Origin of the sequence: Halomonas sp. AOP7-B1-5, from assembly GCF_052353045.1 — a bacterium.
GTDB classification, from domain to species: Bacteria; Pseudomonadota; Gammaproteobacteria; order Pseudomonadales; family Halomonadaceae; genus Vreelandella; species Vreelandella colorata.
The window spans coordinates 18831-45338 of the sequence record NZ_JBQTDC010000026.1 but is presented as its reverse complement, the minus strand read 5'-3'; the positions used below and the strand labels follow the sequence as shown (position 1 = coordinate 45338).

24 protein-coding genes and 4 tRNA genes are annotated in these 26508 nt (G+C 54.7%); 12 read left to right on the top strand and 16 right to left on the bottom strand.

Annotated features, from left to right (window positions below; all coding sequences use genetic code 11):
- Positions 1 to 86: 86 nt before the first annotated feature.
- From hrpA to ACT3XD_RS13255, 4 genes are all read right to left on the bottom strand, one after another.
- On the bottom strand, positions 87 to 4091 hold the full coding sequence (gene hrpA / locus ACT3XD_RS13270) for an ATP-dependent RNA helicase HrpA (protein ID WP_192539239.1): 4005 nt from the start codon (positions 4089 to 4091) through the stop codon (positions 87 to 89).
- Between the two features lie 127 nt (positions 4092 to 4218).
- Entirely contained in the window at positions 4219 to 5898 is a 1680-nt protein-coding gene (locus tag ACT3XD_RS13265) for an AMP-binding protein (RefSeq protein ID WP_192539238.1), read from the bottom strand.
- A 192-nt stretch (positions 5899 to 6090) separates the two neighbouring features.
- Complete coding sequence (locus ACT3XD_RS13260) at positions 6091 to 6870, bottom strand: class II glutamine amidotransferase (protein ID WP_192539237.1); 780 nt, start codon at positions 6868 to 6870, stop codon at positions 6091 to 6093.
- Positions 6871 to 6900: 30 nt separating this feature from the next.
- Positions 6901 to 7329, bottom strand: a complete 429-nt coding sequence (locus tag ACT3XD_RS13255; RefSeq protein ID WP_192539236.1) for a hypothetical protein — start codon at positions 7327 to 7329, stop codon at positions 6901 to 6903.
- A gap of 62 nt (positions 7330 to 7391) precedes the next feature.
- Between ACT3XD_RS13255 and ACT3XD_RS13250 the strand changes: the two genes are divergently transcribed.
- The gene (locus tag ACT3XD_RS13250) at positions 7392 to 9476 is read left to right on the top strand and encodes a S9 family peptidase (protein WP_444280596.1); all 2085 of its coding nucleotides are present in this window, start codon (positions 7392 to 7394) and stop codon (positions 9474 to 9476) included.
- A 403-nt stretch (positions 9477 to 9879) separates the two neighbouring features.
- Here the strand turns inward: ACT3XD_RS13250 and ACT3XD_RS13245 are convergent, their stop codons facing one another.
- From ACT3XD_RS13245 to grxD, 8 genes are all read right to left on the bottom strand, one after another.
- Complete coding sequence (locus tag ACT3XD_RS13245; RefSeq protein ID WP_018916803.1) at positions 9880 to 10335, bottom strand: YcgN family cysteine cluster protein; 456 nt, start codon at positions 10333 to 10335, stop codon at positions 9880 to 9882.
- The gene (locus ACT3XD_RS13240; protein ID WP_192539730.1) at positions 10335 to 10940 is read right to left on the bottom strand and encodes an acyl carrier protein phosphodiesterase; all 606 of its coding nucleotides are present in this window, start codon (positions 10938 to 10940) and stop codon (positions 10335 to 10337) included. The genes ACT3XD_RS13245 and ACT3XD_RS13240 overlap by 1 nt, the downstream gene beginning before the upstream one ends.
- A gap of 9 nt (positions 10941 to 10949) precedes the next feature.
- The gene (locus ACT3XD_RS13235; RefSeq protein WP_018916801.1) at positions 10950 to 11252 is read right to left on the bottom strand and encodes a YcgL domain-containing protein; all 303 of its coding nucleotides are present in this window, start codon (positions 11250 to 11252) and stop codon (positions 10950 to 10952) included.
- A complete protein-coding gene (gene rnd / locus ACT3XD_RS13230; protein ID WP_192539731.1) occupies positions 11249 to 12382 on the bottom strand; it encodes a ribonuclease D in 1134 nt (377 codons plus the stop codon). Before rnd ends, ACT3XD_RS13235 begins: the two co-directional genes overlap by 4 nt.
- Positions 12383 to 12435: 53 nt before the next feature.
- Positions 12436 to 13041: a recombination mediator RecR gene (gene recR / locus ACT3XD_RS13225; protein WP_192539732.1), complete on the bottom strand. Its 606-nt coding sequence runs from the start codon at positions 13039 to 13041 to the stop codon at positions 12436 to 12438.
- A gap of 3 nt (positions 13042 to 13044) precedes the next feature.
- A complete protein-coding gene (locus tag ACT3XD_RS13220; RefSeq protein ID WP_192539733.1) occupies positions 13045 to 13371 on the bottom strand; it encodes a YbaB/EbfC family nucleoid-associated protein in 327 nt (108 codons plus the stop codon).
- 58 nt (positions 13372 to 13429) lie between these two features.
- Positions 13430 to 15568 carry a DNA polymerase III subunit gamma/tau gene (dnaX, locus tag ACT3XD_RS13215; RefSeq protein WP_192539734.1) on the bottom strand — a complete coding sequence of 713 codons (2139 nt, stop codon included), beginning with the start codon at positions 15566 to 15568 and terminating at the stop codon, positions 13430 to 13432.
- A 140-nt stretch (positions 15569 to 15708) separates the two neighbouring features.
- Positions 15709 to 16059: a Grx4 family monothiol glutaredoxin gene (grxD, locus tag ACT3XD_RS13210; protein WP_192539735.1), complete on the bottom strand. Its 351-nt coding sequence runs from the start codon at positions 16057 to 16059 to the stop codon at positions 15709 to 15711.
- A gap of 209 nt (positions 16060 to 16268) precedes the next feature.
- Here grxD and argF point away from each other — a divergent pair, with 209 nt between their 5' ends.
- Positions 16269 to 17189: an ornithine carbamoyltransferase gene (argF, locus tag ACT3XD_RS13205; RefSeq protein WP_192539736.1), complete on the top strand. Its 921-nt coding sequence runs from the start codon at positions 16269 to 16271 to the stop codon at positions 17187 to 17189.
- Positions 17190 to 17331: 142 nt separating this feature from the next.
- On the opposite strand, the gene ACT3XD_RS13200 is transcribed toward argF, so the two are convergent.
- Positions 17332 to 17407, bottom strand: a tRNA-Ala gene (locus ACT3XD_RS13200).
- Positions 17408 to 17581: 174 nt separating this feature from the next.
- On the opposite strand from ACT3XD_RS13200, the gene uvrY reads away from it, so the two are divergent.
- From uvrY to nadB, 7 genes are all read left to right on the top strand, one after another.
- Positions 17582 to 18232 (top strand): UvrY/SirA/GacA family response regulator transcription factor, encoded by a 651-nt coding sequence (gene uvrY, locus ACT3XD_RS13195; RefSeq protein WP_192539737.1) that lies wholly within the window; start codon positions 17582 to 17584, stop codon positions 18230 to 18232.
- A 42-nt stretch (positions 18233 to 18274) separates the two neighbouring features.
- The gene (gene uvrC, locus ACT3XD_RS13190) at positions 18275 to 20089 is read left to right on the top strand and encodes an excinuclease ABC subunit UvrC (RefSeq protein ID WP_192539738.1); all 1815 of its coding nucleotides are present in this window, start codon (positions 18275 to 18277) and stop codon (positions 20087 to 20089) included.
- Positions 20090 to 20187: 98 nt separating this feature from the next.
- The gene (pgsA, locus tag ACT3XD_RS13185) at positions 20188 to 20736 is read left to right on the top strand and encodes a CDP-diacylglycerol--glycerol-3-phosphate 3-phosphatidyltransferase (RefSeq protein WP_192539739.1); all 549 of its coding nucleotides are present in this window, start codon (positions 20188 to 20190) and stop codon (positions 20734 to 20736) included.
- An 83-nt stretch (positions 20737 to 20819) separates the two neighbouring features.
- Positions 20820 to 20894: transfer RNA gene (locus ACT3XD_RS13180), tRNA-Gly, on the top strand.
- Positions 20895 to 20995: 101 nt separating this feature from the next.
- Positions 20996 to 21069 (top strand) — tRNA-Cys (locus ACT3XD_RS13175).
- Positions 21070 to 21104: 35 nt separating this feature from the next.
- A tRNA-Leu gene (locus tag ACT3XD_RS13170) sits at positions 21105 to 21191 on the top strand.
- A gap of 154 nt (positions 21192 to 21345) precedes the next feature.
- On the top strand, positions 21346 to 22950 hold the full coding sequence (gene nadB / locus ACT3XD_RS13165) for an L-aspartate oxidase (RefSeq protein ID WP_192539401.1): 1605 nt from the start codon (positions 21346 to 21348) through the stop codon (positions 22948 to 22950).
- On the opposite strand, the gene ACT3XD_RS13160 is transcribed toward nadB, so the two are convergent.
- A complete protein-coding gene (locus ACT3XD_RS13160) occupies positions 22927 to 23340 on the bottom strand; it encodes a protein YgfX (protein ID WP_225736293.1) in 414 nt (137 codons plus the stop codon). The genes nadB and ACT3XD_RS13160 overlap by 24 nt on opposite strands.
- Positions 23300 to 23593, bottom strand: a complete 294-nt coding sequence (locus tag ACT3XD_RS13155; protein WP_192539402.1) for an FAD assembly factor SdhE — start codon at positions 23591 to 23593, stop codon at positions 23300 to 23302. Before ACT3XD_RS13155 ends, ACT3XD_RS13160 begins: the two co-directional genes overlap by 41 nt.
- Before the next feature lie 207 nt (positions 23594 to 23800).
- Between ACT3XD_RS13155 and ACT3XD_RS13150 the strand changes: the two genes are divergently transcribed.
- From ACT3XD_RS13150 to lapB, 3 genes are all read left to right on the top strand, one after another.
- Positions 23801 to 24097 (top strand): integration host factor subunit beta, encoded by a 297-nt coding sequence (locus ACT3XD_RS13150; protein WP_018916788.1) that lies wholly within the window; start codon positions 23801 to 23803, stop codon positions 24095 to 24097.
- A gap of 112 nt (positions 24098 to 24209) precedes the next feature.
- On the top strand, positions 24210 to 24515 hold the full coding sequence (locus ACT3XD_RS13145) for a lipopolysaccharide assembly protein LapA domain-containing protein (RefSeq protein ID WP_192539403.1): 306 nt from the start codon (positions 24210 to 24212) through the stop codon (positions 24513 to 24515).
- A complete protein-coding gene (gene lapB, locus ACT3XD_RS13140) occupies positions 24516 to 25715 on the top strand; it encodes a lipopolysaccharide assembly protein LapB (protein ID WP_192539404.1) in 1200 nt (399 codons plus the stop codon).
- A gap of 3 nt (positions 25716 to 25718) precedes the next feature.
- On the opposite strand, the gene pyrF is transcribed toward lapB, so the two are convergent.
- Positions 25719 to 26411 carry an orotidine-5'-phosphate decarboxylase gene (gene pyrF / locus ACT3XD_RS13135; RefSeq protein ID WP_192539405.1) on the bottom strand — a complete coding sequence of 231 codons (693 nt, stop codon included), beginning with the start codon at positions 26409 to 26411 and terminating at the stop codon, positions 25719 to 25721.
- Positions 26412 to 26508: the final 97 nt, after the last annotated feature.

Genomic DNA, 26508 nt, shown 5'->3' with positions numbered 1-26508 from the left:
CGGTTTGCCATCCATCATTGGCGTAGGCCTATGGCTCGCGCTTAACATTACTGTGTGCGTTATTGGCCGGTTTTACCAGTCATCCTCTAAACGCTAATTATCTCTTGCCAGCGTTTTTCAAGCCGTTTGCCCGATACCGGTATTAGCGTTCCCAACTGCTGAGCAAAAAGTGACACGCGAAGCTCCTGTATCCACCAGCCAAATGCCACTAACTCAGGGTCTTCAACCTGCCCACGCCGCTCGCTTTTACGCCGGGCATCAAAGCGTGTTTCCAGGGCTTGAATATCGTGCATCATCATATGATCACGACCACGCTCACGAGCCGCTTTTTCAAGGCGAATAAGCGCCGCTTCCGTATAGCGCGGATATTCGGTAAGCCACTGGTCCGCATCACGAATGAAGCCAGGATAGACCAAGCGCTGCATCTGTGCGCTGATATCGCTGTAGGTCAAAGCCAGTGCAAAATTGAGCTTACCTTTAAGCACTTTAGTCACCGCCAAATGGCCTTTCAATGCGGCTTCAACCTGTTTGAGTAACGTGGCGGCATGCTCAACAAGCTCTGCTTTAGTGGTGTCCAGGCGCGCGACCAACTCAGCAGATGAGCGCGGCAGAGGATGCTGAGCAACTACCTGGGTAAATACCGCCAGCAAGAGATCGTCCACTAATGCCTGCTTGCTGCCTACCTTGGCAAACAGCAGCGCGCATTTTTCAACATCAGGTAAGCGTTTGATGGCCTTAACCTGGTCAGGCTGACGGGCAATGGCCAGACGGGCAACGCCTTCCTGATGCGCGGCTTGCGCTTTTGCCGGATGATCAAACAGCGCAACTCTAAACTCACCGGCCTCAGCGACTAGCGCGGGATAAGCTTCAACACGAATACCCGCCTGTGTGGTAACGCGTGACTCGGGTAACGGCTCGTCAGGCAATCCCTCAAGTGCGGGTGCCTGGTTTGCCTGCTCGGCTAATGCCTGCGCACCGGCGCTGGCAGCCGCCTCAAAGCGCTGTTCAAGCACCCTTACGTTGCGCCCTTGCCCCAGCTGTTTTCCCGCATGATCGACCACACGAACATTCATCATCAGATGCGGCTCAAGCAGATCCAACCGCCAATCATCCGTATGCACCCGTGTGCCTGTGCGGCGGCGGATAAACTCACCCAGCGCTTCCGTTAGCGGACGTTGGTCAGGTACCAGCGTCTCCAAAGCAGCGTCTACCCAATCAGGAATAGGCACCACCTGGCGACGAATGCTTTTGGGCAGCGATTTCAAGAGCGCAATGCACTTCTCACGCAATAACCCCGGCACCAGCCACTCCAGAGCATGTACCGGCAGTTGCGGCAACATGGCAGCTGGCACCGTCAGGGTAACGCCGTCATCCTCGGCATGGGGTTCAAAATGATAGCTAACCGGGTAGGCCACCCCGCCAAGCGTTAAATGGTCAGGATACTGCGCCTGAGTGACATCGGCTGCGTCACGGGCTTTTAACGCCTCAATATCAAAGTGCAGCAGCTTGGGTGTCTGACGTTCCGCCTCTTTACGCCAGTGCTCGAAGCCTTTGCCGTTGATAACGTCATCAGGAACACGCTCATCGTAAAACGCAAACAGCGTATCTTCATCGACGAGAATATCCCGCCGACGGGCACGATCTTCGAGCGCCTCGACTTCATCAATCAACCCACGGTTATGGGCGAAAAACGCACCTTTCGTATTGAATTCACCCTCTACCAGCGCGCGACGAATAAACAGCTTTCGTGACTCTTCAGGGTCAATTGGCCCGTAATGCACGCGGCGGCGCGCCACAATCGGCAACCCAAACAGCGTCACTTGCTCAAACGCTACAACCTGAGCGCGCTTTTGCTCCCAGTGCGGTTCACTATAGCTGCGTTTGACCAGATGTTCGGCCTGCGGCTCGATCCATTGAGGATCAATTTTGGCCACGGTACGCGCATAGAGCTTGGTGGTTTCAATCAGCTCAAACGCCATAACCCATTTAGGCGACTTCTTGGCAAGTCCCGAGCCTGGGTGAATCATGAACTTACGGTTACGTGCGCCCAGGTATTCACGATTTTCGAGCAGCGTGCCCAGGTTCGACAATAAGCCGGATAGAAGAGCCTGGTGCAGCTTGCCGGATGTTTTGCGCCGCGCCTGACGGGCCTGCTCTTCGCTCTCATCTTCATCCCGCGGTAGTGGTGCAGGCACCTCGATCTGCATATCACGCAGCAGCTGCCGGAGCTGGCGGAACGTATCGTGCCATTCGCGCATACGCAGGTAGTTAATATAGTGTTCGCGGCACCAGCGGCGCAGCTGATTACCCGACAAGGCCTCACGAGCATTTTCAATGCCGTGCCAAAGGTTGAGCAGGGCCACGAAATCGGAATCCGGGTCATGCCACCTCTGATGCGCCTGGTCGGCGGCCTGGCGCTTATCGGCCGGGCGGTCACGCGGGTCCTGAATGGCCAGTGCGGATACCACGACCAGCACATCGCGCAAGCTGCCGCGCTCGGCACCCGCCAGCACCATACGTGCCAGCCGCGGGTCAATGGGCAGCTTGGCCAGCTTGCGACCCAACGGACTTAAGCGCTGACCTTCATCGACCGCGCCCAATTCAAAGAGCAGCCGGAAGCCATCTTTGACGAACCGGCTATCGGGTGGATCCACAAACGGAAACGCTTCGATATCACCCAGCTTCAGCGCCAGCATGGAAAGGATTACCGAGGCCAGATTGGTGCGCTGAATTTCCGGGTCAGTAAACGCCGGGCGGGAAAGAAAGTCCTCTTCATCATAAAGACGAATACACACGCCTTCCGCTACCCGACCACAACGCCCCTTACGCTGATTGGCGCTGGCCTGGCTTACCGGTTCGATCGGCAGGCGCTGAATTTTTGCCCGGTAGCTATAGCGGCTAATGCGCACCAACCCAGGGTCAATCACATAGCGAATGCCCGGCACCGTCAGCGAGGTTTCCGCAACGTTGGTGGAGAGCACAATCCGCCGACCACGATGCGCCGAAAACACCCGATTCTGCTCTTCATTGGAAAGGCGTGCATAGAGCGGCAGAATTTCCGTGCCCTTTAAATCGGCACGCCGCAGAGTATCGGCCGTTTCGCGAATTTCCCGCTCGCCGGGCAGAAACACCAGCACATCCCGCGGGCCATGTAGCCAGCCCTTTTCACGCTCCATGGTTTCGATTTCGTTGACCGCATGCAAAATACCCTCCTGGAGCGTGCGGTCTTCTTCGTCTTCTTCATCACGTGCCAAAGGGCGGTAGTGCACATCGACCGGGTACGTACGCCCCGATACCTCAATCACCGGCGCGGGCGCATCAGGTGTGCCGAAATGGGCCGAGAAGCGGTCTACATCAATAGTGGCCGAGGTGATGATAACTTTAAGATCGGGACGTTTGGGCAACAGCCTTTTCAGGTAACCAAGCAGAAAGTCGATATTCAGGCTGCGCTCATGCGCTTCATCAATAATGATGGTGTCGTAACGCATGAGTAAGGGGTCGTGCTGGGTTTCAGCCAGCAAGATACCGTCGGTCATCAGCTTAACCAACGTTGTAGGGCTACTTTGGTCGGTGAAGCGCACCTGGTAACCCACCTGCTCGCCCAGCGGGACTTCAATCTCTTCCGCCAACCGCCCAGCAACGCTTCGCGCCGCTAACCGGCGCGGCTGAGTATGGCCAATTAGTCCTCTCCGCCCACGTCCTAGTTCCAGGCACATTTTGGGTAGCTGGGTGGTTTTACCCGACCCGGTTTCTCCAGCGACCACCACCACCTGATGATCGCGAATGGCGTTTAAAATATCGTCCCGACGCTCGACGACCGGCAGCTCAGCGGGGTAGTTAAAGGCTACGTTCAGCGCCTCACGCTGGTTGAGTAATTGCTGTGACCGCTCAATCTCGCGCTGCACCTCGTTCAAACCATGATCGATTGGCTTATTATCACGTACACGCCGCGCCAACCCTGCTACACGGCGCTCCAGGCGCTGTGCATCACGCAGCATAACGTTGCTTATGGCTTTTTTGAGCACAGCAAGGCGTTGGGTATCGGTTAAATCGGAGGGCATATCGGTGGTCACGTTAGGCTCAGTTTCCATTCGTTACTCAAAAGCGGGATTGCCAGCCGTGTAGCGACAGGGCAAATAAATATCCGGCCCGCTTTAGTGAGCGGGCCGGATATTGTAACGCTTCCATCAACGTGACGCCTAACCGGGGCTGGGGGCGTTAATGGCTGTCGCTAGACGCTGGCTTTTCATCACGTAGTTCGCGGCGTAATACCTTGCCGACATTCGTTTTGGGCAGTTCGTCACGAAACTCAATGTACTTGGGCACTTTATAGCCCGTTAACTGCTCTTTACACCAGCTACGCAGCGTTGCAGCATCTAGCTGGCTATTTTTGGATACGACAAACAGCTTGATGACTTCTCCGGCATCTTCATCCGGCACGCCAACCACCGCTGCTTCAATAATATCTGGGTGAGAGGCGACGATATCTTCGACTTCATTGGGATAAACGTTAAACCCGGACACCAAGATCATGTCTTTCTTGCGATCCACAATGCGGATGTAGCCATCGTCCTGAAGTACCGCAATATCGCCGGTGAAAAACCAGCCATCGCTATCAATGGACTTACGAGTTTCATCTTCACGCTGCCAGTAGCCCTTCATTACCTGAGGGCCCTGTACGCAGAGCTCACCCGGCTCGCCTAGTGCTACGTCATTACCTTCAGCATCAATGACTTTCACAGCGGTGCCCGCGACGGGCTTGCCGATGGTGCCAAGCTGAATGGCATCGGTTGGATTAAAGCTCACAATGGGCGAGGTTTCTGTTAATCCATACCCTTCCGCAATCGGGCAGCCGGTGGTTTCCTCCCAGCGCTGAGCTGACGTCTTTGTTAAAGCCATCCCACCGGAAATCGTCAGTTTAAGCTGGGAAAAGTCGAGCTGTTTGAAATCATCCCGGTTGCATAGCGCGTTAAACAGCGTGTTCAAACCGATAAACGCGGTGAACTTAACTTTTTTGAGTTCTTTAATAAACCCATCGAGATCACGCGGGTTGGTAATCAGCAGCGAGTGATTGCCCGATTCCATCAAGAACAGGCAGTTAACCGTAAACGTATAGATGTGATAAACCGGTAGCGGCGCAACCACCAGCTCCTGACCTTCTTTTAAGTGCGTACCGATCGCCAGCCGTGCTTGCAGCATATTAGCAATCAGGTTGCAGTGCGTGAGCATCGCCCCTTTGGGCAAGCCGGTAGTGCCGCCGGTGTACTGCAGTGCAGCCAGATCATCCTGGCTTCGGCTTACCTCGGTATACTTTAAGGAGGCGCCCTTGTTCATGGCATCGCGGAAACTGATCGCTTTAGGCAACGAGTAAGCCGGTACCATTTTTTTCACGTGCTTGACCACAGCGTTAATTAACCACCGTTTGGGTAAGCCGTGAAGATCACCAAGCTCGGTCACCAGCACATGTTTGATGTCGGTCTTATCAACCACGTTTTCAAGCTTTTTAGCCATATTGGCTAAAATCAGCACGGCCTTGGCACCTGAGTCCTTAAACTGGTGGGTCATTTCCCGCTCGGTGTAAAGCGGGTTGGTATTTACCACTACCAAGCCTGCGCGCATAGCTCCGAATACAGCAACCGGAAACTGTAAAACGTTAGGCAGCTGGATGGCTATTCGATCGCCAGGCTTAAGGTCAGTCTCGTGCTGAAGCCAGGCCGCAAAGTCGGCGGATAGACGATCAAGGTCGGCAAAGGTTAGCGTTTTACCCATGCAACTAAACGCAGGCCGTTCCTTATGACGGCTGACAGCAGCATTAAAAACGTCCGTAATGGAGTCGTACTGATCCAACCCTTCAAGCTCAGGGCCGCGTAATATAGGAGCTGTGGCGTGTTCGCTCATGGGCAATCTCCGCTATCCATGTCGATGATATTACCGACCTTGTTATTGTCGTAAGGTGAGAGAGCCAACGATATACGACGCGCAGCATGCTGTAAAACGATCGCTTGAAACTTGTGTTTAAACTTTAGCCATAGTGATCGAGTCGTACGCCACCCTCTCAATGTCTACTTAGTAATGTAGCGACTATTGGCCTTAAGGACAGTATTGCGCCTTAATTTCTCCTTCATGCCAGACTAATAGCTCGCCGGGAACCATTCGCCCCCACGCTTCATTATGGGTTAACGGTTCGGTGGCAATCACTGACACCACGTCGTTAGGCGTTGTATGCTCGGCAAAGTTAACCGTTATTTCCGCATCAGAGAGTTCGGCATCACCAAACGGGGCTCGCCGGGTGATATACGCAAGCTTCGTGGAGCAGTAGGTGTAGAGATATTGACCATCGGAGAGCAGTAAATTAAACACCCCCAATGCTCGTAGCTGCTCGCAAAGGCCATGCAGCGTTGTCCATAAGGCATTGAGGGATGCTGGCGGGGTCGGAAAAGCATCACGCAATTGGCCCATCAACCAGCAAAAGGCATGCTCGCTGTCGGTATTGCCAACTGGCGTATATACCCCCAGAGGCAAACCCTGCCAGTCGCTTAGCTGGCCGTTATGCGCATAGCACCAGGGGCGTCCCCACATTTCACGGGTGAAAGGATGTGTATTGGCCAGTCGCACGCCACCGACGTTAGCCTGTCGGATATGGCTAATCACTACGTTGGACTTAATCGGATAGTCGCAGATCAAGCGGGCGATAGGGGAATCAACCGACGGGTGGGGATCGCGAAACTCCCGGTACCCGCCCTCTTCATAGAAGGCGATACCCCAGCCATCGCGGTGCGGACCGGTACCGCCACCACGATGCAAAAAGCCTGAAAAGCTAAAACAGATATCGGTCGGAACGTTGGCGCTCATCCCCAGCAGCTCACACATAGCAACGCTCCTTCTCGGTGACCATCAACATTAACCGATAACCGGTTCGCGCCGACGCGTGGGCTGAGGGTCATCTTCCACGTCCTGCTTGACGCGCTTGGCGGGCGGCGTGCTGGCTGGTCTGCGCCACCACCAAAGAGCAATACCGATCACCGCACCAATTGCCACGCCGGCGATCAGGCAGAGCAGGCCACCGGTGATTGCGCTGGCGTTATGCTCTAAAAAACCTACCGCGGCAACCATCGCCGCTGGCGCCCATCCGGTATAGAATTCACCTTCTTCTATCAGGGGTAAGCGGAAAAACGCTGGCGCCCACATGGCCCCTCCCACACCCCATGTGATCACTAAGCGTGGCAAACGCGGTAGGAACGCCAGGGCAAAATAGACAGCCACTAACACCAGCAGCGAAATACCGTAATAACTTAGCCACAACAGTGACATTGAATTTACAAGCAGCATAATACCTCTCATATGGGTGTACGCACCCGACGTTGATTTCCCGCTATGGTACCTATCAATTTATGAAAGCACAGCCAGACACGCTCTCAGGTTCTCCCGTCGCGCGCTATTATCGCGCTAATGACCCCAAATGGCACTGGCTGGAAGCACGCGAGACGCCTGATGTCAGCGCTTTTTTGGAAAGCGCTAATCAGCAGCAGGAAAAATGGTTTGCCCCACTAGCGCCGTTGGCCGAGGCATTATACAAAGGCCACCTGGCGCGTCGCGAGCTTTCCGTCACAAGCCTTGAGACACCGCTTGACCACTATACGTTCTGGAGCGAAACCGGTTCTGAAGACGACTACCCTCGCTGGTGGCGTTACCTCAATGGGCACCCAGAGCAGCGTGAATGCTTTTTTGACGTTCAGGCTCGCGCCGTCGATGAAGAGTTTTATGAAATGGGCGATATGGCCCTTTCGCCGGATGAGCAGTGGCTCGCCTGGACAGAAGATACCCAGGGCGACGAACGCTATACGCTGTGGATCAAATCGCTGCCGAATGGCCAACCGCAGGCACTGATCAGCGATATAGGCGCCGGTCTGTGCTGGGGTGAGGATCAAACTGCTGCCTCGGCCACGCTGTTTTTTACTCGCTTTGACGCAACCCAGCGCCCCGACAGCATATGGCGGGTATCACTGCCTTTTGAGGCGCCTGAAAAGCACGCCGAGCCCGCGCTTGTCCTGCGTGAAGACGATACTGAATTTTGGCTCGGCATCGGTAAAACACGCTCACGTCAGTGGCTGTTAATTGAAAGCGGCTCCAAAGATACCAGCGAAGTCTACGCCCTGCCGGCCCAACAGCCTACGGCGGTGCCGCTCTGCGTTCAGCCCCGCCAGGCAGGCGTTGAGTACAGCATTGACCATCGCCCCGGCGCCTTTTACCGGGTACATAACCAGGCAAGCACACATTTTCAGCTTGATTATCTGCCTGAATCCGCGCTGGGCGACACCAAAGCGCAGTGGCAGCCGCTTATCGAACCGCGTGACGACGTGACCCTGGAAGGCATTGATGCCTTCTCCTGGGGGCTTATGATCGCTGAGCGCGATCATGCTCAGGCACAGGTCGTGCTGCGCCGCTGGGTGCTGGATGCGCACCAGCATCGCTTGCTTGATGAGTATTTGGATCTTCCCGAACAGCCCTGCTCCCAGCTACTCGAAGATGCGCCGCATTTTGATACCCAGATACTGCGCCTGCGTGAGGAGTCGTTTACGCAACCGCCCAGCTGGTTTGCACTGGACCTTACCAGCGGCGAGCGGACGCTTCTAAAGCGCGCACCGGTTTATGGCGCCCTGACACCTGAACAGCTGGTAAGCCGTCGAATCTGGGCAACCAGCTCTGATGGCGAACAGGTGCCGGTATCCATTGTAATGCGCGCGGACCTGGCTGATCAGCCGCTACCCACCCTGCTATATGGCTATGGCGCCTATGGTGAGGCACTTGACCCGTGGTTCTCGATTGCCCGCCTTGAATTACTGGAACGTGGCGCTGCCTTTGCCGTGGCCCACGTGCGCGGGGGCGGCGAACGGGGTGAGCCCTGGTACCTGCAGGGTAAAATGACCCATAAAGAGAACAGCTTTAATGACTTTTTAGCGGCCCGAGATGCGCTGGTGGAAACCGGTATTAGCGATCCTGACCGGATAGCGGCCTATGGCGCCAGTGCCGGTGGTTTGCTAGTGGGCACCTGCATTAATCGAGCGCCCAAGGCCTTTTGTGCGGCCTTGCTGGATGTACCCTTTCTGGATGTTTTGCGCACCATGCAAAACCCTGACCTTCCGCTGACCACCGCAGAATACAGCGAATGGGGCAATCCAGAAGAACCCGAGGTAGCCGAGCGCATTCGACGCTACTCACCGATGGACAATATTACCGCCCAGCACTACCCGGCCCTATGGATCGAAGGCAGCTGGTTTGACACACGGGTGAGCTACTGGGAGCCGGCCAAATATTACGCGCAGGTAACGCAACACCAGCAAGGCAGTGCGCCCATTCTGCTGCATACCGATATGAGCAGCGGCCACGGCGGGGCGTCCGGCCGATTTAAAGCGTGGCGCGACACCGCCCGCCAGGACGCGTTTATTCTTTGGGCATTGGGCTTAAGCGCTCTCTAAGCACAAGCTTCAAGGCGTAAGCATTCAAACACGTTGCGGCTCAGGGAGTTGAGCCGCCTATCAAAAGAACAATCGCTTTAGGCAGCCCTTGCGCTGCCTTTTTATTCTTTGAAAATACTTTCCATAAAAATAATCCTGCGCCATACTATACCTTAGTAGCACAAACCTTAGTCGCGTGAACTTATGTCTAGCACTGGAGTAGAGCATGAAGTATCAGGATAACTTTCCCACCATTTGGGATACGCCGCTTAAGCAAGCCAAACCAGCTAAAAACACAGCCGCTCAGCCTCCCGCATCGTTTAAGGAGGTATTTTTCACTATCTGGGATAGCGCTAAGCGTAAGTCAGCTGCCTAACTGTCGGGCCAGGGAGGGCGTTATTTAAGACATTTATCAAATGCTCGCTTACATCGGCAGTACGGCGATAATGTGAGACTCCAGCGCCCGTTCGGGCACGTCATCCTGAGACACGGCAAAGCCACGCACGCTAACCCCTTTACGGTGTACGCGCTCTGCATCGTTGCTCAACAGCGGGTGCCAACCGGCGAGCTTTCTGCCCTCTTCAACCCGCCGATAAGCGCACGAGGCAGGCAGCCAGGTAAACTCTTTAACCAGCGCAGGGGTTAATTGGGTGCAGTCCGGCACGCTTTTAAAGCGATTCTCGTAATCACTGCACTGGCAGCTTTGAATATCCAAAAGCCGACAGGCAACGTTTAATACCGCAAGCTCCTGGGTTTCATCATCGTGCAGCTTTAACAGACAGCACTGGCCACAGCCATCGCACAGCGCCTCCCACTCTTGTGGGGTTAGCTCTTCCAGCGTGTAACGCTCCCAAAAGCGCTCGCGCATTGTGGTTTCCATCATGACTCCTCTCGTTGCGACTTATCGCACTGGGCATTACGCCCTGAACTACTTAACGTGGCACTTAGCGCTGGCCATAAGCTCTGAAAATCCGCTTCCAATAAAGCGTAGTCGCGGTGCAGCCAGGGAATGAGCTCTGCCAATCGGTTAGGGCCTGAAAGCCGCCGACCGAGCCCCGCTACCGCATTACAGGTGAACTCAAAATCAGCGTAGTTTCTTAACCAGTCGTGTTCGACCAAATAGGGCACCATGGCCTCAAGGCGATTGGGCGCAGACCTTGACGACAGCAGATCATAACAGCGAGTCACAAGCTTTTGCTGCTCGTCACGCCCAGCTTTATCGCGTGCCAAAAAATGATCCCAAACAATATCCAGGGCAATGCCCGCATAGCGGCGCTTGCCTTCGGGCGCCCGCTGTTTGGCACCCAGCACGCTGGGGTGCTGATCCACCCAGGCATCAACCTTGCGGTGATGACGAATACCGTGTGCCACATCAGACGTCCAGGCGCTTAGATCACTGCCTTTGACGCCGTCGGCAACAAGATTTCCGTACAGGAAATCATCGTTGCCGCTTGATGCCAACCACGCATGGGCAAGAAAATTCACGGCAAACCGCTACTGCGCCGAGCCGCGCGCGCTCTGCTGCGCCCGATGCACGTCGAGTAGATAGTCCTCTTTAGCGGGCGGCATCTGCAGATAGAACCCCTGGGTCTCAATCGCGCTGATCACGTCTTCGGTGTTAACGCGTGCAAGCTTTTTATCCGCCGTTAAAATCATCGTTAATACCGCAATTGGCTTACCGAACGTTGCCATTAACGCTTCAGGTACGGGCTTTACCCCCTGGCGCTTATCAACATATAGGTACATCTCTTCTTTACGCGAGCTTTTGAAAATCTCGCAAAGCAGCTTGTCGCTCATTTTGACAACTCCTCAAGCGCTTGGCCCAGCGCATCCGCCAGACACTCTCCCCGCCACCCTTCGGGTAGCAGCAGAGGCTGCCCAGCCATATCCTGCATTACCAGCGCTTCGATATCACGCCGACGCATCAGCATTTCTGAAGCCATTCCCAGCTCGCCCGCCTTGGCGTTAATAACACTTTTGAGCGCTTTGAAGCGCTGCTTAAACGCCGGCTGCATCGGGTCAGGCCAACGTTCTGGCAAGTCACTCTCTTCGCCGTGCTGCGCCTGTTTAACCAGCCCTAACAGCGTATCGCCCTCTTTCTTGACCAGCATCGGCTTAAAGCCTTCCACGTTGGCCAGGTCATAACGGCTTTTAGGCATCGCTTCAGCAGTCGCGAACAGGAGCTTGTCACTGATCAGCCAATTGCGCGGTAAGTTACGGCGCCGTGTCTCTCCTTCACGCCAGATGGTCATTAGGCGGTAAGCTTCCACCTGACGTGCATTCAGCCGCCACAGCTGACGGTTACGCATATACCACTGACCATCAGCCTCGACGCTGCGCCCCGCCTGATCTATCAAGCCAGTACACTCTTCACTCAACCAGCGGTAGCGCCCTAACTCTTCCAATCGCTCAGCCTGAAGCGCCCAGACTTGAAGCAGGTAGATAACGTCCAGCGCCGCGTACTCGCACTGTGCAGGCGTTAAAGGCCGCTCCAACCAGTTTGAACGCGTCTCCTCCTTAGGCAAAGTTTCGCCCATCCAGAATTCAACCAGCTTCTGGTACCCCATTGAAGGCATTTCGCCGAGAAACCCTTGAGCTACCTGGGTGTCGACCAGCGGCGTGGGCAATACACCTGCCCAGTGCTGGAATACTTCCAGATCTTCACTACAGGCATGCAGCAGCTTGATCGCACTGTTTTGCAGGAGCTTACGAAAAGCAGGCGTGCAGGGCGTCGCCAGCGGATCAATCAAATACGCAAGCTCACCGGCCGCAAACTGGATCAATGCCGGAACCGGGAAAAACGTATTTTCACGGAAAAACTCGGTATCCAGGGCGATGACAGTGGCATTAGCCACTTGTTCACAAGCCGCATCAAGCGCCTCGGGGCTGTCAATCCATTGATATAAGGGGGAGGCTAGAGAAGACAAAGCATACTTCCAGGTTGCTACAACCGCGATTGCGCTTGCAATGTGAGGTGGGGTTAATCGCTGGTAAAAGGCTGACGCCCATTAAACGCTCGGCTTAGCGTACCGCCGTCGACGTATTCAAGCTCTCCCCCCATGGGAACACCATAGGCCAAACGTGAAAACCGCACACCGTAGTCAGACAGCTGGGCGGCGATATAGTGCGCCGTAGCCTCGCCTTCAACAGTCGGGTTGGTCGCCAGAACGATTTCTTCGATATGGCCTTCCGCCACCCGCGCTTCCAACTGCTCAAGGCCAATGGCGTCGGGGCCGATACCATCCAGCGGCGATAGATGACCATGCAGCACAAAATAACGCCCCTGAAAACCACCCGCTTCTTCGATCGCCAACTGGTCTGCTGGCGACTCAACCACACAAAGCAGTGCATCATCGCGACGCGGCGTTTCGCATATGGCGCAAATATCCGCTTCCGTCAGCGTACGGCAGCGTTGGCAATAACCGACTTCATCGATAGCCTTTTGGATGATCGATGAAAGCCGCTGACCACCTGCCCGTTCACGCTCAAGCAGATGCATTGCCATGCGCTGGGCCGTTTTAGGCCCAACGCCAGGCAACACACGAAACGCATCCATCAGCTGTTCAATAAGAGGAGAGAATCTCATTCTTTAGAACGGCATCTTAAAACCAGGCGGTAGGTTCAGGCCTGCCGTGGCTTCTTCCATTTTCGCTTTAGAGTTTGCTTCGACTTTACGTACCGCATCGTTAACAGCGGCTGCCAGCAGATCTTCAAGCAGCTCCTTATCTTCTTCCATGACGCTTGGGTCAATCGTCACCTGGCTCACGTCATGACGACCGTTCATGATGATTTTGACCATGCCTGCGCCTGCCTCGCCGTGTACTTCTGACTGGGCAACCTCTTCCTGGACGCGCTGCATTTTGTCCTGCATTTCTTGGGCTTGTTTCATCAAGTTGCCCATTCCACCTTTAAACATGGCGCGCTCTCCTAGCGGGTTAAATACTGACCTGTTAAAACAGATATTGGATTAAATGCTAACGCTTTGCAGTCGCTGGCTTGACGGTCGATTCAATGAGCGTTGCGCCAAACGCCTGCTGTAATTTCTGTATATTGGGGTCGTGGTTCAAGAGATCAACGGCCTGCACATGCCGCTCTTGATTAAGCCGACCCTCACGCTGACGAGGCGTTTCGCTTTGCGTGGAAAGCTCCGCGACCACAAACACTATCCGACGCGGCATCCCCTGTTCGCTCAATGCCCGCTCAATACGCGTCTGATGAACCTCTGCCTGCATGGCTTCCTGGCTTGGGTCCAGGCGCAGCGTCAGGGTTTTACCATCATCGCTCTCTAAAAGGCAGTTGGCGGCAAGGCTACGTGTTAATCCGCCCAACCCCAGAGAATCAAAGCATAGCAGCCATTTCGCATGATCAAGCAATTCATCCGCTACGTCTGCGATCGTTAGAGGTTGCTCTTCTGTCGGCGCAGGGGCTTTTACTTCTGACGCAGACACGACTGGTGCGTCGACAGACTCCGGCGCGGCTTCTTCAGGCTGCGGCGCTACCATCGCTTGTGATACGGGCTCAGGCTCAGGCTCAGGAGCTGGAGCTGGAGCTGGAGCTGGAACAGCGTCAGGCTCAAACGCAGATTCCTGCTCCATGGCTGCCGCCTGGGCGACGTCATCAAGTGACCAGGGCGGCGGCATTTGATTGTCAGCGTTAGACGCCGCAAGATCGGGCGGCTCGATGCGGCTCTCAGGCTCAGCGCTTGTCTCTTTCAAGCTCTCTTTCAAGTCGGCGCCTTCATCAGAGCCCGGCTGTTGAGTATGTTTTTTTTCGAGATCAGCCGAGGCTGGGCTGGCACTGGCAACGCCGGCGTTGCCGAAGTTGCCTGCGTCAGGTGCCGCGTTTACATCCGGCTTAACCGGCGTTTCAGTTCCAGCTTTATGCTCCGCTTGAACGTTATTACTAGCGGGCAGCGGAGCAGACGGTTGGGCAGGCGTACTCGCTGGTGCAGAACCAGAACTTGTCGGCTCAGCGCGCAGCGGTAGCGGCGTGCGCGGCGGCTTGGGAACGCCCTGGGGCCGAAACGCCAGCATGCGCAACAGAGTCATTTCCAGCGCGCTGCGCAAATCGGGGGCGTGCACCATATCGCCTCGCCCCTGAATGCCAATCTGGTAGTAAAGCTGAATATCCTCAGCGGTAAAGCGGCTGGCCAGCTGTAAAATTGCTTCCCGGTCGCCGTGGCTGTTATCAACAGCGTCCGGCACCATTTGGGCGACAGCAAGCCGGTGTAAAATGGCCGAAAGCTCGTCCAGTACGGCGGCAAAGTCAGGGCCCTGCTCAGCAAGCTGGGCGACTTCGGCCAAGAGCTGCTGTACGTCCACATCGGCCAGCGCCCCCACCAAGGCTAAAATATGCCGGTGGTCGAGCGTACCCAGCATGGCCGCAACATCGACATGGCGCACGGCGCCCTGACCAAACGCAATCGCCTGGTCGGTCAAGCTCATGGCATCACGCATGGAGCCTTCAGCCGCCTTGCCTAATAGCCATAGCGCGCTTTCATCAAACGCCACGCCCTCTTCACCCAGCACATAGGTCAAATGCTCGACAACGCGCTCGGGGGGCATATGTTTAAGCGTGAACTGCAGGCAGCGTGAAAGCACCGTTGCCGGGAGCTTTTGGGGGTCGGTAGTTGCTAACAAAAATTTAACGTGAGGCGGTGGCTCTTCCAGCGTTTTCAACAGCGCATTGAAACTACTGGTGGAGAGCATGTGCACCTCATCAATCAGGTACACCTTATAACGCCCTTGGGTAGGCGCGTACTGGACGTTATCCAGCAGCTCACGCGTATCTTCAACCTTGGTGCGTGAAGCTGCATCGACTTCGATCAGGTCGACAAAGCGCCCTTCATCAATCGCTTGGCAGCTATCGCATTGACCGCAAGGCGTTGAAGTAATGCCTTCATCGCCACGCCCTTTGGCCGTGCAGTTCAAACACTTTGCCAATATACGGGCCAAGGTGGTTTTACCCACCCCACGGGTGCCAGTAAATAAATAGGCGTGATGAAGACGGCCTTGGTCAAGCGCATTGACCAAGGCACGCTGAACATGGGCCTGACCCACGAGTTCGTGGAATGTACGTGGCCGCCACTTACGGGCCAGAACCTGATAGCTCATTGAGCAATATTTCCTTCGGCGGGCTGTCCTGATGGTGCATTAGTTCAATACAGCAGGTGCCACAATGCGTGATAAAACGCCATTCTAGCGGCTACGCCTCAGCCCGCCAACCGCCCGAGCAGGTAACCCGGGCATCGTCATCAGGCGTTCTGCTCGCCGCCTTCGACGTTAGCACGCTGCGCGGCGGCTTTAACTAGCGTTTCCAGCTCACCGCTTTGGTGCATTTCCATCACGATATCGCATCCTCCCACTAGCTCGCCTTCTACCCATAGCTGCGGAAAAGTAGGCCAATTGGCAATTTTGGGCAGCTCTGCTCGAATATCGGGGTTATCTAAGATATTAACGAAGGCAAAGCGCTCACCGCAGTTCATTAGCGCCTGAACGGTCTGAGCTGAAAACCCACACTGCGGCAGTTGGGGCGAGCCTTTCATATAAATCAAAATGGGATTTTCGCTAATTTGGCGCTGAATATTTTCGGCTGTTGTGCTCATGTGGATACTCCTTAAGTAAAGAACTAGCGCGACGCAGGTAAGTATACGCAAGAAATAAAACGCAGTTCATTCAGGCGTCTGTCACCTACCTTAATACCCGAGTGCGACACTCGGCTTTAATCTTTGGACGCCATTCTACGCGTGCCGTTCGCGTTGCGCATCCCCCGCTGCCTCGCTAGGATGGTGTTTTTGCGCGGAGAGAAGCAACCATGGCGACACGCCATTTCCTTACCCTGCTGGATTTGACGCCCGGTGAACTGGATTATCTGATTCAGCGTGCTATTAAAATTAAAACCGACCTTAAAGCTAACGGACCGGTTTACACTCCGCTGCCTAACCGTACGCTGGCGATGATTTTTGAGAAGTCATCCACGCGCACACGCGTCTCGTTTGAAACCGGCATGGCGCAATTTGGCGGACACGCGCTGTTTCTGTCTCCGCGTGATACTCAGTTGGGTCGCGGCGAACCTATCGAAGATACCGCGCGGGTACTTTCTGAGATGGTCGATGCCGTCATGATTCGCACCTTCTCTCACGCTGGGCTCGAAACATACGCCAGCGCCAGCAACGTTCCCGTTATCAACGCATTAAGCGATGATTACCACCCCTGCCAGCTGCTCGCCGACGTAATGACCTGGACCGAGCTGCGCGGCAGCGTAAAAGGCCGCACGGCTGTCTGGATTGGCGATGGCAACAATATGTGCCACTCATGGATTAACGCGGCCCGCCAGTTTGATTTTAAGCTGCGCGTGTGCTGTCCGAAAGGCTATGAGCCACGCGCAGACATTATGCAAGCGGCCGGAGATCACGTCACGCTGACGCACGACCCACAGGCTGCCGTTCAGGGCGTTGACCTGGTTACCACGGATGTCTGGGCTTCCATGGGTCAGGAAGAAGAGCAAGCCAAGCGCGAAGCAGATTTCACTGGCTTCCAAGTAACGGAAGCCATGCTGGATCAAGCGAAAAGCGATGCGCTTTTCTTACACTGCCTGCCTGCTCACCGCGGTGAAGAAATCAGTCAAACGCTGCTTGAAGACCCGCGCGCCGTAGTATGGCAAGAAGCTGGAAACCGCCTACATGCTCAAAAAGCGCTGATCGAGTTTCTGCTGCTGGGCCGCATCGACAGCTAAGTCTTTTTATTGGCTAGCCGCTGCACACACTATGCTAGCGGCTAATCAAAACGACTTATGGGATGAACTTATAAATTCATGTCATTAATTGGGGATATACAAAAAGCCTCGCTATGAATAGCGAGGCTTTTTGATTGTATCTTGGTGGAGCCTAGCGGGATCGAACCGCTGACCTCAACACTGCCAGTGTTGCGCTCTCCCAGCTGAGCTAAGGCCCCTTCAACCATCCTGGCGGACAGCGAGCGAATACTATTATGAAATTAGACCGAGGTCAATCCTCCGTTCAATTAAGTCCTTACTAATTCTCCTTTATACTTAGCTGTGGCACTCTATGGGTCAGCGTCAAAGGCCATCGCCTGAGCCCACTATGTTTTCATGCAGGAGCTAGCCCCTTGATCAACGTTCTAATAGCCGATGATCACCACCTGGTGAGAACCAGTATTGCTCACCTGCTAAACGAAGAAAGTGATATTAAAATTATAGGCGAGGTCGACGATGGCGAAAGCGCAGTCACTCAGTGCCGCCATTTGAAACCGGACATAGTGCTAATGGATATACGCATGCCCGGAATAGGGGGACTTGAAGCCACGCGCCGCATTCATCGCACAATGGAAGATGTCAAGGTACTGATCTTAACCGCGCATATGGAAGATAGCGTGCTACGACGCATGCTTGAAGCCGGTGCTTCAGGCTTCTTGAGCAAGGGCGCTGATGCAGCGGAAATGACTGATGCGATCCGCCAGGTTTTCCATGGCCGTCGCTACGTCAGCCAGGAAATTGCTCAACGCCTGGCACTGGCGCACTTTACCAACGAAGACAACCCGTTTAGTCATCTGTCGCATCGTGAGCTGCAAATTGCATTGATGATCGTCAACTGTCAGCGTGTTCAGGACATTTCTGATCGCCTGCATTTAAGCCCTAAGACGGTTAATACGTATCGCTACCGGTTGTTTGATAAACTACAGGTAGCCACTGATGTGGAGCTAACCCATTTAGCACTGCGCCACGGTTTAGTGGAAGGCTTTGACGGCAGCCAGGGATAAACCTAACATCCTTAGCCACTTCTCGGCGCTCGATACGGTGCAATGACATTTAACGCAAAGCAGTTTTTAAGCTCGGTAAGCACCTCGCCCGGCGTTTACCGAATGCTTGATGAAAGCGGCAACACTCTTTATGTAGGCAAAGCGAAACGCTTAAAAGCACGCCTTGCCAGCTATTTTCGTGGCCAGTTAAACACCAAGACACAGGCAATGGTCGCGCGGATTGCGGATGTGCAGATTACCGTAACCCGCAGCGAAACCGAGGCGCTGCTGCTTGAACAAACGCTTATCAAGGAGCTGCGCCCGCCCTACAATATTTTATTGCGGGACGACAAATCCTACCCGTTTGTTTTCGTGACCGACCGCCACGCCTACCCCAAGCTTGAATATAAACGCGCCCGCCAGCGTCGCGATGACGGCCGCTACCTGGGGCCATACCCGAGCAGTGGCGCGGTGCGCGAAAGCCTTTCGCTAATGCAAAAAATCTTCCGTATCCGCAACTGCGAAGATAGCGTGTTTGCGCACCGCTCACGGCCGTGTTTGCAGCACCAGATTCAGCGCTGTAGCGCTCCCTGTGTCGACTATATCGCCGAAGAGGATTACCGGCGCGATGTCGAGCATGCCATCATGTGCCTGGAAGGCAAAAGCGAGCATGTCACCCAAGCGCTCACCCAGGCGATGGAAGCGGCCAGCCAAGCGCTGGATTTTGAAGAGGCGGCCCGTTTTCGCGACCAGATACAGCAGTTGCGTCAGCTACAGCAGCGCCAGTTTGTCGATAATGAGAGCGGCGATGCGGACATTTTCGCCCTTGCCCAACGCCCTGGCGCCATGGGCGTTTCCGTATTAAGCGTTCGAGATGGCCGCATGCTGGGTGCTCGTCACCATGCACCTAAGAATGGTCTGGATCTTACCCCGGAAGCTCTGCTGACCGACGTCGTCAGCCAGTACTATTTTGGCCAGCCGCATAATGTTCCCAGTGAAGTCATTACCAGCCACACCCTGGACGATAGCGAGCTGATTGCTGACGCTTTGACCGAACAGGCAGGCAAACGTATTCGCGTTACAAGCCAGGTGCGCGGACATCGCGCCCAATGGCAGCAGCTCGCCATGACCAATGCCGAACAGCAACTGGCATCTCAACTGGCTAACCATACCCAGCTGACCCAGCGCTTTGCCGCCCTTCAGAAAGCTCTGAAGCTTGAATCGATGCCCGAGCGGCTTGAGTGCTTCGATATCAGCCATAGTCAGGGCGAAGCCACCGTGGCCTCCTGCGTGGTGTTCGATCATCAGGGCCCGCGCAAGAGCGACTATCGCCATTTTCGTATTGAAGGGGTGGCGGCTGGCGATGATTATGCTGCCATGCAACAGGCGCTTACCCGCCGCTTGAAACGTGTTCAGAGCGGCGAAGCCATAGCCCCGGATATTTTAATTGTCGATGGTGGTAAAGGTCAGCTCAACATGGCTCGCGAGGTACTTAATGAGCTCGCTATCAGCAATATTATTTTGTTAGGCGTGGCCAAAGGCACAACGCGTAAAGCGGGACTTGAAACACTGTTTCTGGAAACATCGGATAACCCTCTGCCGCTGGACCCCGCATCCCCAGCCCTGCACCTCATTCAGCATATTCGCGATGAATCACACCGTTTCGCCATTGCAGGACACCGCGCCCAGCGCGATAAAGCCAGGCGTACTTCTACCCTGCAGGACATTCCCGGCATTGGCCCTAAACGGCGCCGTGAACTGCTGCGCTTCTTCGGCGGGCTACAGGGCGTCCAGAAGGCCAGCCGTGCCGAGCTATCGCGTGTTCCAGGGATCAGCGCCGCGCTGGCAGAGAGTATTTATCTGGCCCTTAACGGATAAACCCGCTTTGGGCATAGATGCTGCTCGCCAAGGGGGATAGAATGTCCCTACCCTACATTTCGAATTTAATGACTCTCCGGTAAGGATCGCCGCCCGCGATGAATATTCCCAACATACTTACACTGGCAAGAGTTGCCTTTATTCCACTCTTAGTGGTGCTGTTCTACCTGCCGTACAACTGGAGTATGCCACTTGCTGCGGGCCTGTTTGCAGCGGCTTCAGTGACCGACTGGCTGGACGGCTACCTGGCCCGTCGCTGGAATCAGTCAACGCCCTTTGGGGCTTTTCTAGACCCAGTGGCCGATAAATTGATGGTGGTGGTGGCGCTTGCGCTCCTGATTGAACGCTACGATACACTCATCCTGACCTTACCTGCGCTCGTCATCATTGGCCGTGAAATCGTTATATCCGCCCTACGCGAGTGGATGGCAGAAATGGGTAAGCGCGGCCTAGTGGCGGTTTCCTGGGTCGGCAAGCTTAAAACCACGCTACAGATGGTGGCCCTGCTGATTCTTCTGGCGCTGCCACCCGCACATGAAATCGCCCTGCTGGGTGTAGTAGTGCTGTACGTCGCTGCGGCCATGACGCTTTGGTCAATGATTCAATATCTCAAAGCTGCCTGGCCTCATCTTAGCCGCTCCATGTAAGCAGTTGATTACTCGGGCGTGATGTTTAAGAAATTGTTGATTGACAAGCTCGCAACGATGCGTATAATTCGCCCTCGAGTCGAGCGGGAATAGCTCAGTGGTAGAGCATCGCCTTGCCAAGGCGAGGGTCGAGAGTTCGAATCTCTTTTCCCGCTCCAACTTGGATAGTGCGGTAAGCAGGTAGGGTCGAAAGCTGAGGCGTCAGTCCGATGGAGCGCCAGCCCGGTCAAATCTCTTTTCCCACTCCATCGACTCTTTAGGCTGGATGGCAGAGTGGTTATGCAGCGGACTGCAACTCCGTGTACGCCGGTTCGATTCCGACTCCAGCCTCCACTTTTGTGTTAAGTGCAAGATGCACCCACTGCACTGCCCGGATGGCGAAATTGGTAGACGCAAGAGACTTAAAATCTCTCGGAGGTAACTCCGTGCCGGTTCAAGTCCGGCTCCGGGCACCATTACTTATATGTCCCCAATGAATTTATTGTCTGCGAGATCACTTAGATCGGCGCGGATTTTTTTGCGTCTATACATCGTCAACGGCTAATGGCCACGCTATGATGCCTGCCTTTATGCTGCACAGCATTAGATAAAGAATAAGGAGCGGGCCGCATGAGCACGCCAACAACCAATGTATTAATTATTGGCGGCGGTGTCGCAGGGTTAACCCTCGCCCTGGAAGTCGCCAATCACTTATCAGTCACCTTGGTAAACCCAGCCCACGGCGATAAAGGTGCAAGCCGCTGGGCTCAAGGTGGCATTGCCGCAGTACTCTCGCCCGATGATGACGTACAAGCGCATATACACGATACACTGGTAGCCGGTGATGGCCTATGCGATGAACAGGCCGTTCGCTTTACCGTTACCCATGGCCCTGCCGCTATCCAATGGCTGATTAATGGCGGCGTACCGTTTACGCCAGACCCCGACCCCAATGCCCGCTACCCGTATCACCTGACCCGTGAAGGCGGCCATAACGCACGGCGTATAATTCATGCCAATGACGCTACCGGACGCGCGGTGGTGGATACGCTACTCCAAAAAACCATAGCACACCCCAATATTACCCAGCGCCGCGATGTGACCATTTTAGGGTTATTACAAAATAATCAGGGACACTGCGTAGGTGCCTACGGGGTTGATGACCATCATCAGTATCAAACGCTAACGGCGCATTACACGGTGCTAGCCACCGGCGGTGCCAGTGGGCTTTACCGGCATACTACGACACCCACCCCCAGTAGCGGCGAAGGCATGGTAATGGCGGCCGAACTTGGCGCCGACCTGATGAATCTAGAGTTTCAGCAGTTTCATCCGACAAGCCTTTACGACCCAGATGGTCCGGCTTTTTTGATCAGCGAAGCGGTACGCGGTGAAGGCGGTTACTTAATCAATGAAGCTGGCGAACGATTTATGCCTGCTTTAGATGAGCGCGCAGAGCTGGCCCCTCGCGATGTGGTCGCGCGCGCGATCGACACCCAGATTCAGCAAGGCACTCAAGGTCATGTATGGTTGGATATTCGCCATCTGGGAGAAAAAGCCATCCTCCATCACTTTCCTACCATTCTTGCCCACTGCGCCTCACGATGCATTGATATCACGCAGCAACCGATTCCGGTAGTACCCGCCGCACACTATAGCTGCGGAGGAGTGGTAACGAATTGCGATGGGGCAACCAGCGTATCGGGGCTTTACGCCGTGGGAGAAATTGCCTGCACCGGCCTGCATGGCGCAAACCGTATGGCGAGCAACTCACTGCTGGAATGCTTGGTATATGCACGCAGCTGTGCAGGCGCTCTGCGGCAACTAAGCTTTGATACATGGCAAGCACCGGCTTTTGCCCCTGCAGAGCCGCCTACTCGCCCGCTAACCGCTGAGGAACAGTGCCTTTTAACTCAATGGCGTCACGAGCTACGTGCCACGATGAGTCAGCACGTCTCGATTGTACGCAGCAATGCCGGATTAAGCACTGCCCACGAGCAGCTCACCTTGCTATCGATGCGGCTGGAAAACCTTGAGAAGGGACAGCGGCCGAGACGAGCGGAATGTGTATCGCTGCGCCACGCCCTTACGCTGGCACAACTAACCGTGATCGCTGCTCTAAGACGGCATGAATCACGCGGCCTGCACTACTCAACCGACTGGCCGGCGCAGCACCCTACCCCTACGCCCTCACGTTTGACTCTGGCGGACTTAGCGACCCGCACGGTGGCATAAACGGCGAAGCATTCGATGACTGTGGCGCGGCAAACTATCCGGCCACAGCCAAACTCGCTCAGGGCCAACCCATAAGCCGATCAGCCAAGGCCCAAGGTAATCGCAGCGCACTACCAGCTCCTCACTTAACTCGCCATAAGGCCGCTGCCAGTGGCCGTATAAGTGATCATCACGCCTGGCCAGATAAAGCATACCGCTTGCCTGAGCATAAAATGCGCGCCAAAGTAAAAAGCCCGCCAGAAGGGTAACGCTACTGCTTATCCATACACCCAGCCACCATCCCCTCAACGCACAGTAACAGAGCACACAGAGCCCAAGCGCCAGGCCAAACTGGAGTAACGCGGCAATTTTAGAGGGTGCGATAGGCAGAGTTATCGGTGTTTTCTGCATGTTCAACGATCATTTTCACAAGGCGCCGTAATGCTGGGTCTTCCGGCCATTCACGGTGCATTAGCCAAACAAACAGATCTTGATCTTCTTCTGCGATTAGCCGCTCATAGGTAAGCCGATCATCTTCGCTAAGTGTATCAAAGCATTTTTCTAAAAACGGGATCAATAAGAGATCCAGTTCCCACATGCCGCGGCGTGAATGCCAGTATAGCCGTTTGCGCGTTATGGCTGCTGGGGATGCATCGTCGTTCAAGGTCAGCCTCTTTGATTGGTATAAATGAAACGCCAGTATACCTAAGCTAAAGGGTCGCGCCAGCGCCAAGCTTCGCCTATGCTGTTATTCAATCTAGTACCTTGTTTTATCTGAATTGTTTAATATCGATTTGCACAGTATGCTGAATCTGAGGTTATCGAGGTTAGTAGCCATCTACAGCCTTCACCGTTTGCAGGGAGCCAACCGATGACAAAATCTGAACTAATCGAACAAATCGCGATGCGTCAACCGGAGCTATCCGCCAAAGAGGTAGAAACGGCGGTCAGAATCATCCTGGATGACATGACCGATGCGCTTTCAAGTGGCGGACGTGTAGAGATACGTGGCTTTGGGAGTTTCTCACTCCATTTCCGCGAGCCACGCACCGGCCGTAACCCTAAAACCGGTGATCCAGTTGATCTAGACGGCAAATATGTACCCCACTTCAAGCCAGGCAAAGAGCTACGTGAGCAGGTGGATGCCAGCCGGGCATTAGGTTACTAACGCGAAGCATGGACTGCCCATGAAAAGACAATCTGTGTCTGTGGGATGACGTCGCGCCAAGACTCATACACAATAGGGCTATTCTGCGAACGTCACTGACTAGGAAACTCTCATGCGTTGGATTAAAGGGCTGATTCTTGCCATTATTTTGTTGGTGGTGCTACTGGTAGGCATTTTGTTTGCCGTCAACAACCAGCAAACGACTGCCTTGAATCTAATCTGGGTTGAATTACCGCCCGTCTCGCTCTCTGTGTGGTTGCTTGCAACCTTAACGTTTGGTGTGATCATCGGCATGTTAGCCATGATGGGCGTGTACGTACGGCTAAAAGCCAAGCTTGCACGTAGTGAGCGTCACAACAAACAGCAGCGCAAAGAGCTTGATCGTTTACGCACTCAGGAGTTCAAGGAAATAGCGTAAATGCATGATTTCATGCTGCTGGGGTTGCTGTTGGCAGCGATTGCTATCGGTTTTGGGCTGGGCATTCGCCACACCACCCGCCGCCGCCATCAAACGCCAGCAGCCCCCTCCTCGAACCTATCACGCGAATATTTCGTCGGTTTAAACTACCTGCTTAACGAGCAGCCTGATGAAGCCATCAATACGTTTATCAACGCTCTCGACGTTAATAGCGATACCGTGGATACGCATATTGCGCTGGGCAAGCTTTTCCGTACCCGCGGCGAGGCCGACAAAGCGGTCAGTATCCACCAAAACCTATTGGCCCGTCCTGCACTATCTCGCAGCACTAATGAGCATATTCAACTTGAACTTGCCCGTGACTTTATTGCCTTGGGCGTGCATGACCGTGCCCAGCGCCTGCTGCGCTCATTGCTTGAGCAGTCATCAGATGACACTTATCGCTATGCGGCTAAACAGCTTCTGGTCGATTTGCTGGAGCGCGAAAAGGAGTGGCAAAACGCTTTTGATGTGATCCAGCCCATTCTAAAGCAGCACCCGGGCATGCGGCGTCCTGCATCACACTGGCTTTGCGAACTTGCACAGGAAGAAATTGAGCAGTCCAGCCGCGCGTTAGCCAAAAAACATCTCAAAAAGGCGTTACTGCTTGATGAGCGCTGCATTCGTGCCACGCTACTCCTAGCAGACCTTGAGATGGATAACGGCCATTATGGGCGTGCAATAGAGCGTCTGGACCATATTCCTCAGCAAGACGCTGCCCATATTCCGACCATGCTGCCTGCTCTTCAGCGGGCGTATGTCCGCAACGATGATATCGCCGGCCTTGAAAAACACTTATACCGTCTGCTGGGTCAAGCCCCCTACACCAGCGTCATAATCATGCTGGGTGAACTTATCCATCAACGCGACGGCGTCGACAGCGCCATCGAGCGGACCGGCGAATGGCTGCGTGATGCGCCAAGCTTAGGTGGGCTGGATTACTTGTTGGATCTTTACCTTGAAAGCCAGCGGCTAAGCGGAAGAACCTCACCTGACTCGCGTCTGCTGCTGCTTAAATATCACACGGACGCCCTGCTAAAAGATCGTCCGCGCCATCAATGCAGGCGCTGTGGCTTTGCCAGCGACGCGCTTTCCTGGCAGTGCCCCAGCTGCCGTCGCTGGGGCACTATCAAGCCGATTACCGGTGTTGAAGGCGAGTAAGGGCTACTGAAGCTCGGCTTCTATAGCCGCCAGGGCTGCCATTGGGTCAGATGCCTGGGTGACTGGACGTCCAATAACTAAGTGCGTGCTGCCTGCCTGCATGGCTTCACTGGGCGTCATGATGCGCTGCTGATCGTTGACTGCGGCAAAGCTTGGCCGAATGCCTGGCGTGACTTTCAAAAATGATTCCCCGCAAAGCTCCTTCAGGCGCGAAGCCTCCTGTGCTGAGCACACTACTCCCTGCAAACCACTTTGCTGTGTCAAACGCGCCAATCGCTCAACCTGCGCTGCCGGTGAACCGCATAAGCCGATCTCCTGTAAATCACTCTCTTGCTGGCTGGTCAACACGGTCACCGCAATAAGATGGGTTTTTAAACCATGCTGAGTAAGCCGTTCTGCCGCGGCCTCCATCATTTTCCGACCGCCGCTGGCATGCACGTTAACCATCCAGACACCCTGCTCTGCCGCGGCCTGAACCGCACCCGCCACGGTATTGGGAATATCGTGAAATTTAAGATCCAGAAACACGTCGAAGCCACGCCCATGCAGCGCCTCAAGTACCGCCGGGCCGCTGCGGGTGAATAGTTCTTTGCCGACTTTCAAGCGGCACCGCTTGGGATCAAGCTGGTCGGCCATACAAAGGGCGGCATCCAGGGAGGGATAATCAAGCGCGATAATCAACGGGGACTCAGACACAACATTACTCCAGACTCATTTTCTTACATTATACCAGCCACACAAACGCTGCTTGTAAGCTATTTACTACATTTAGGCTAGTCAAAATCTTACAAAC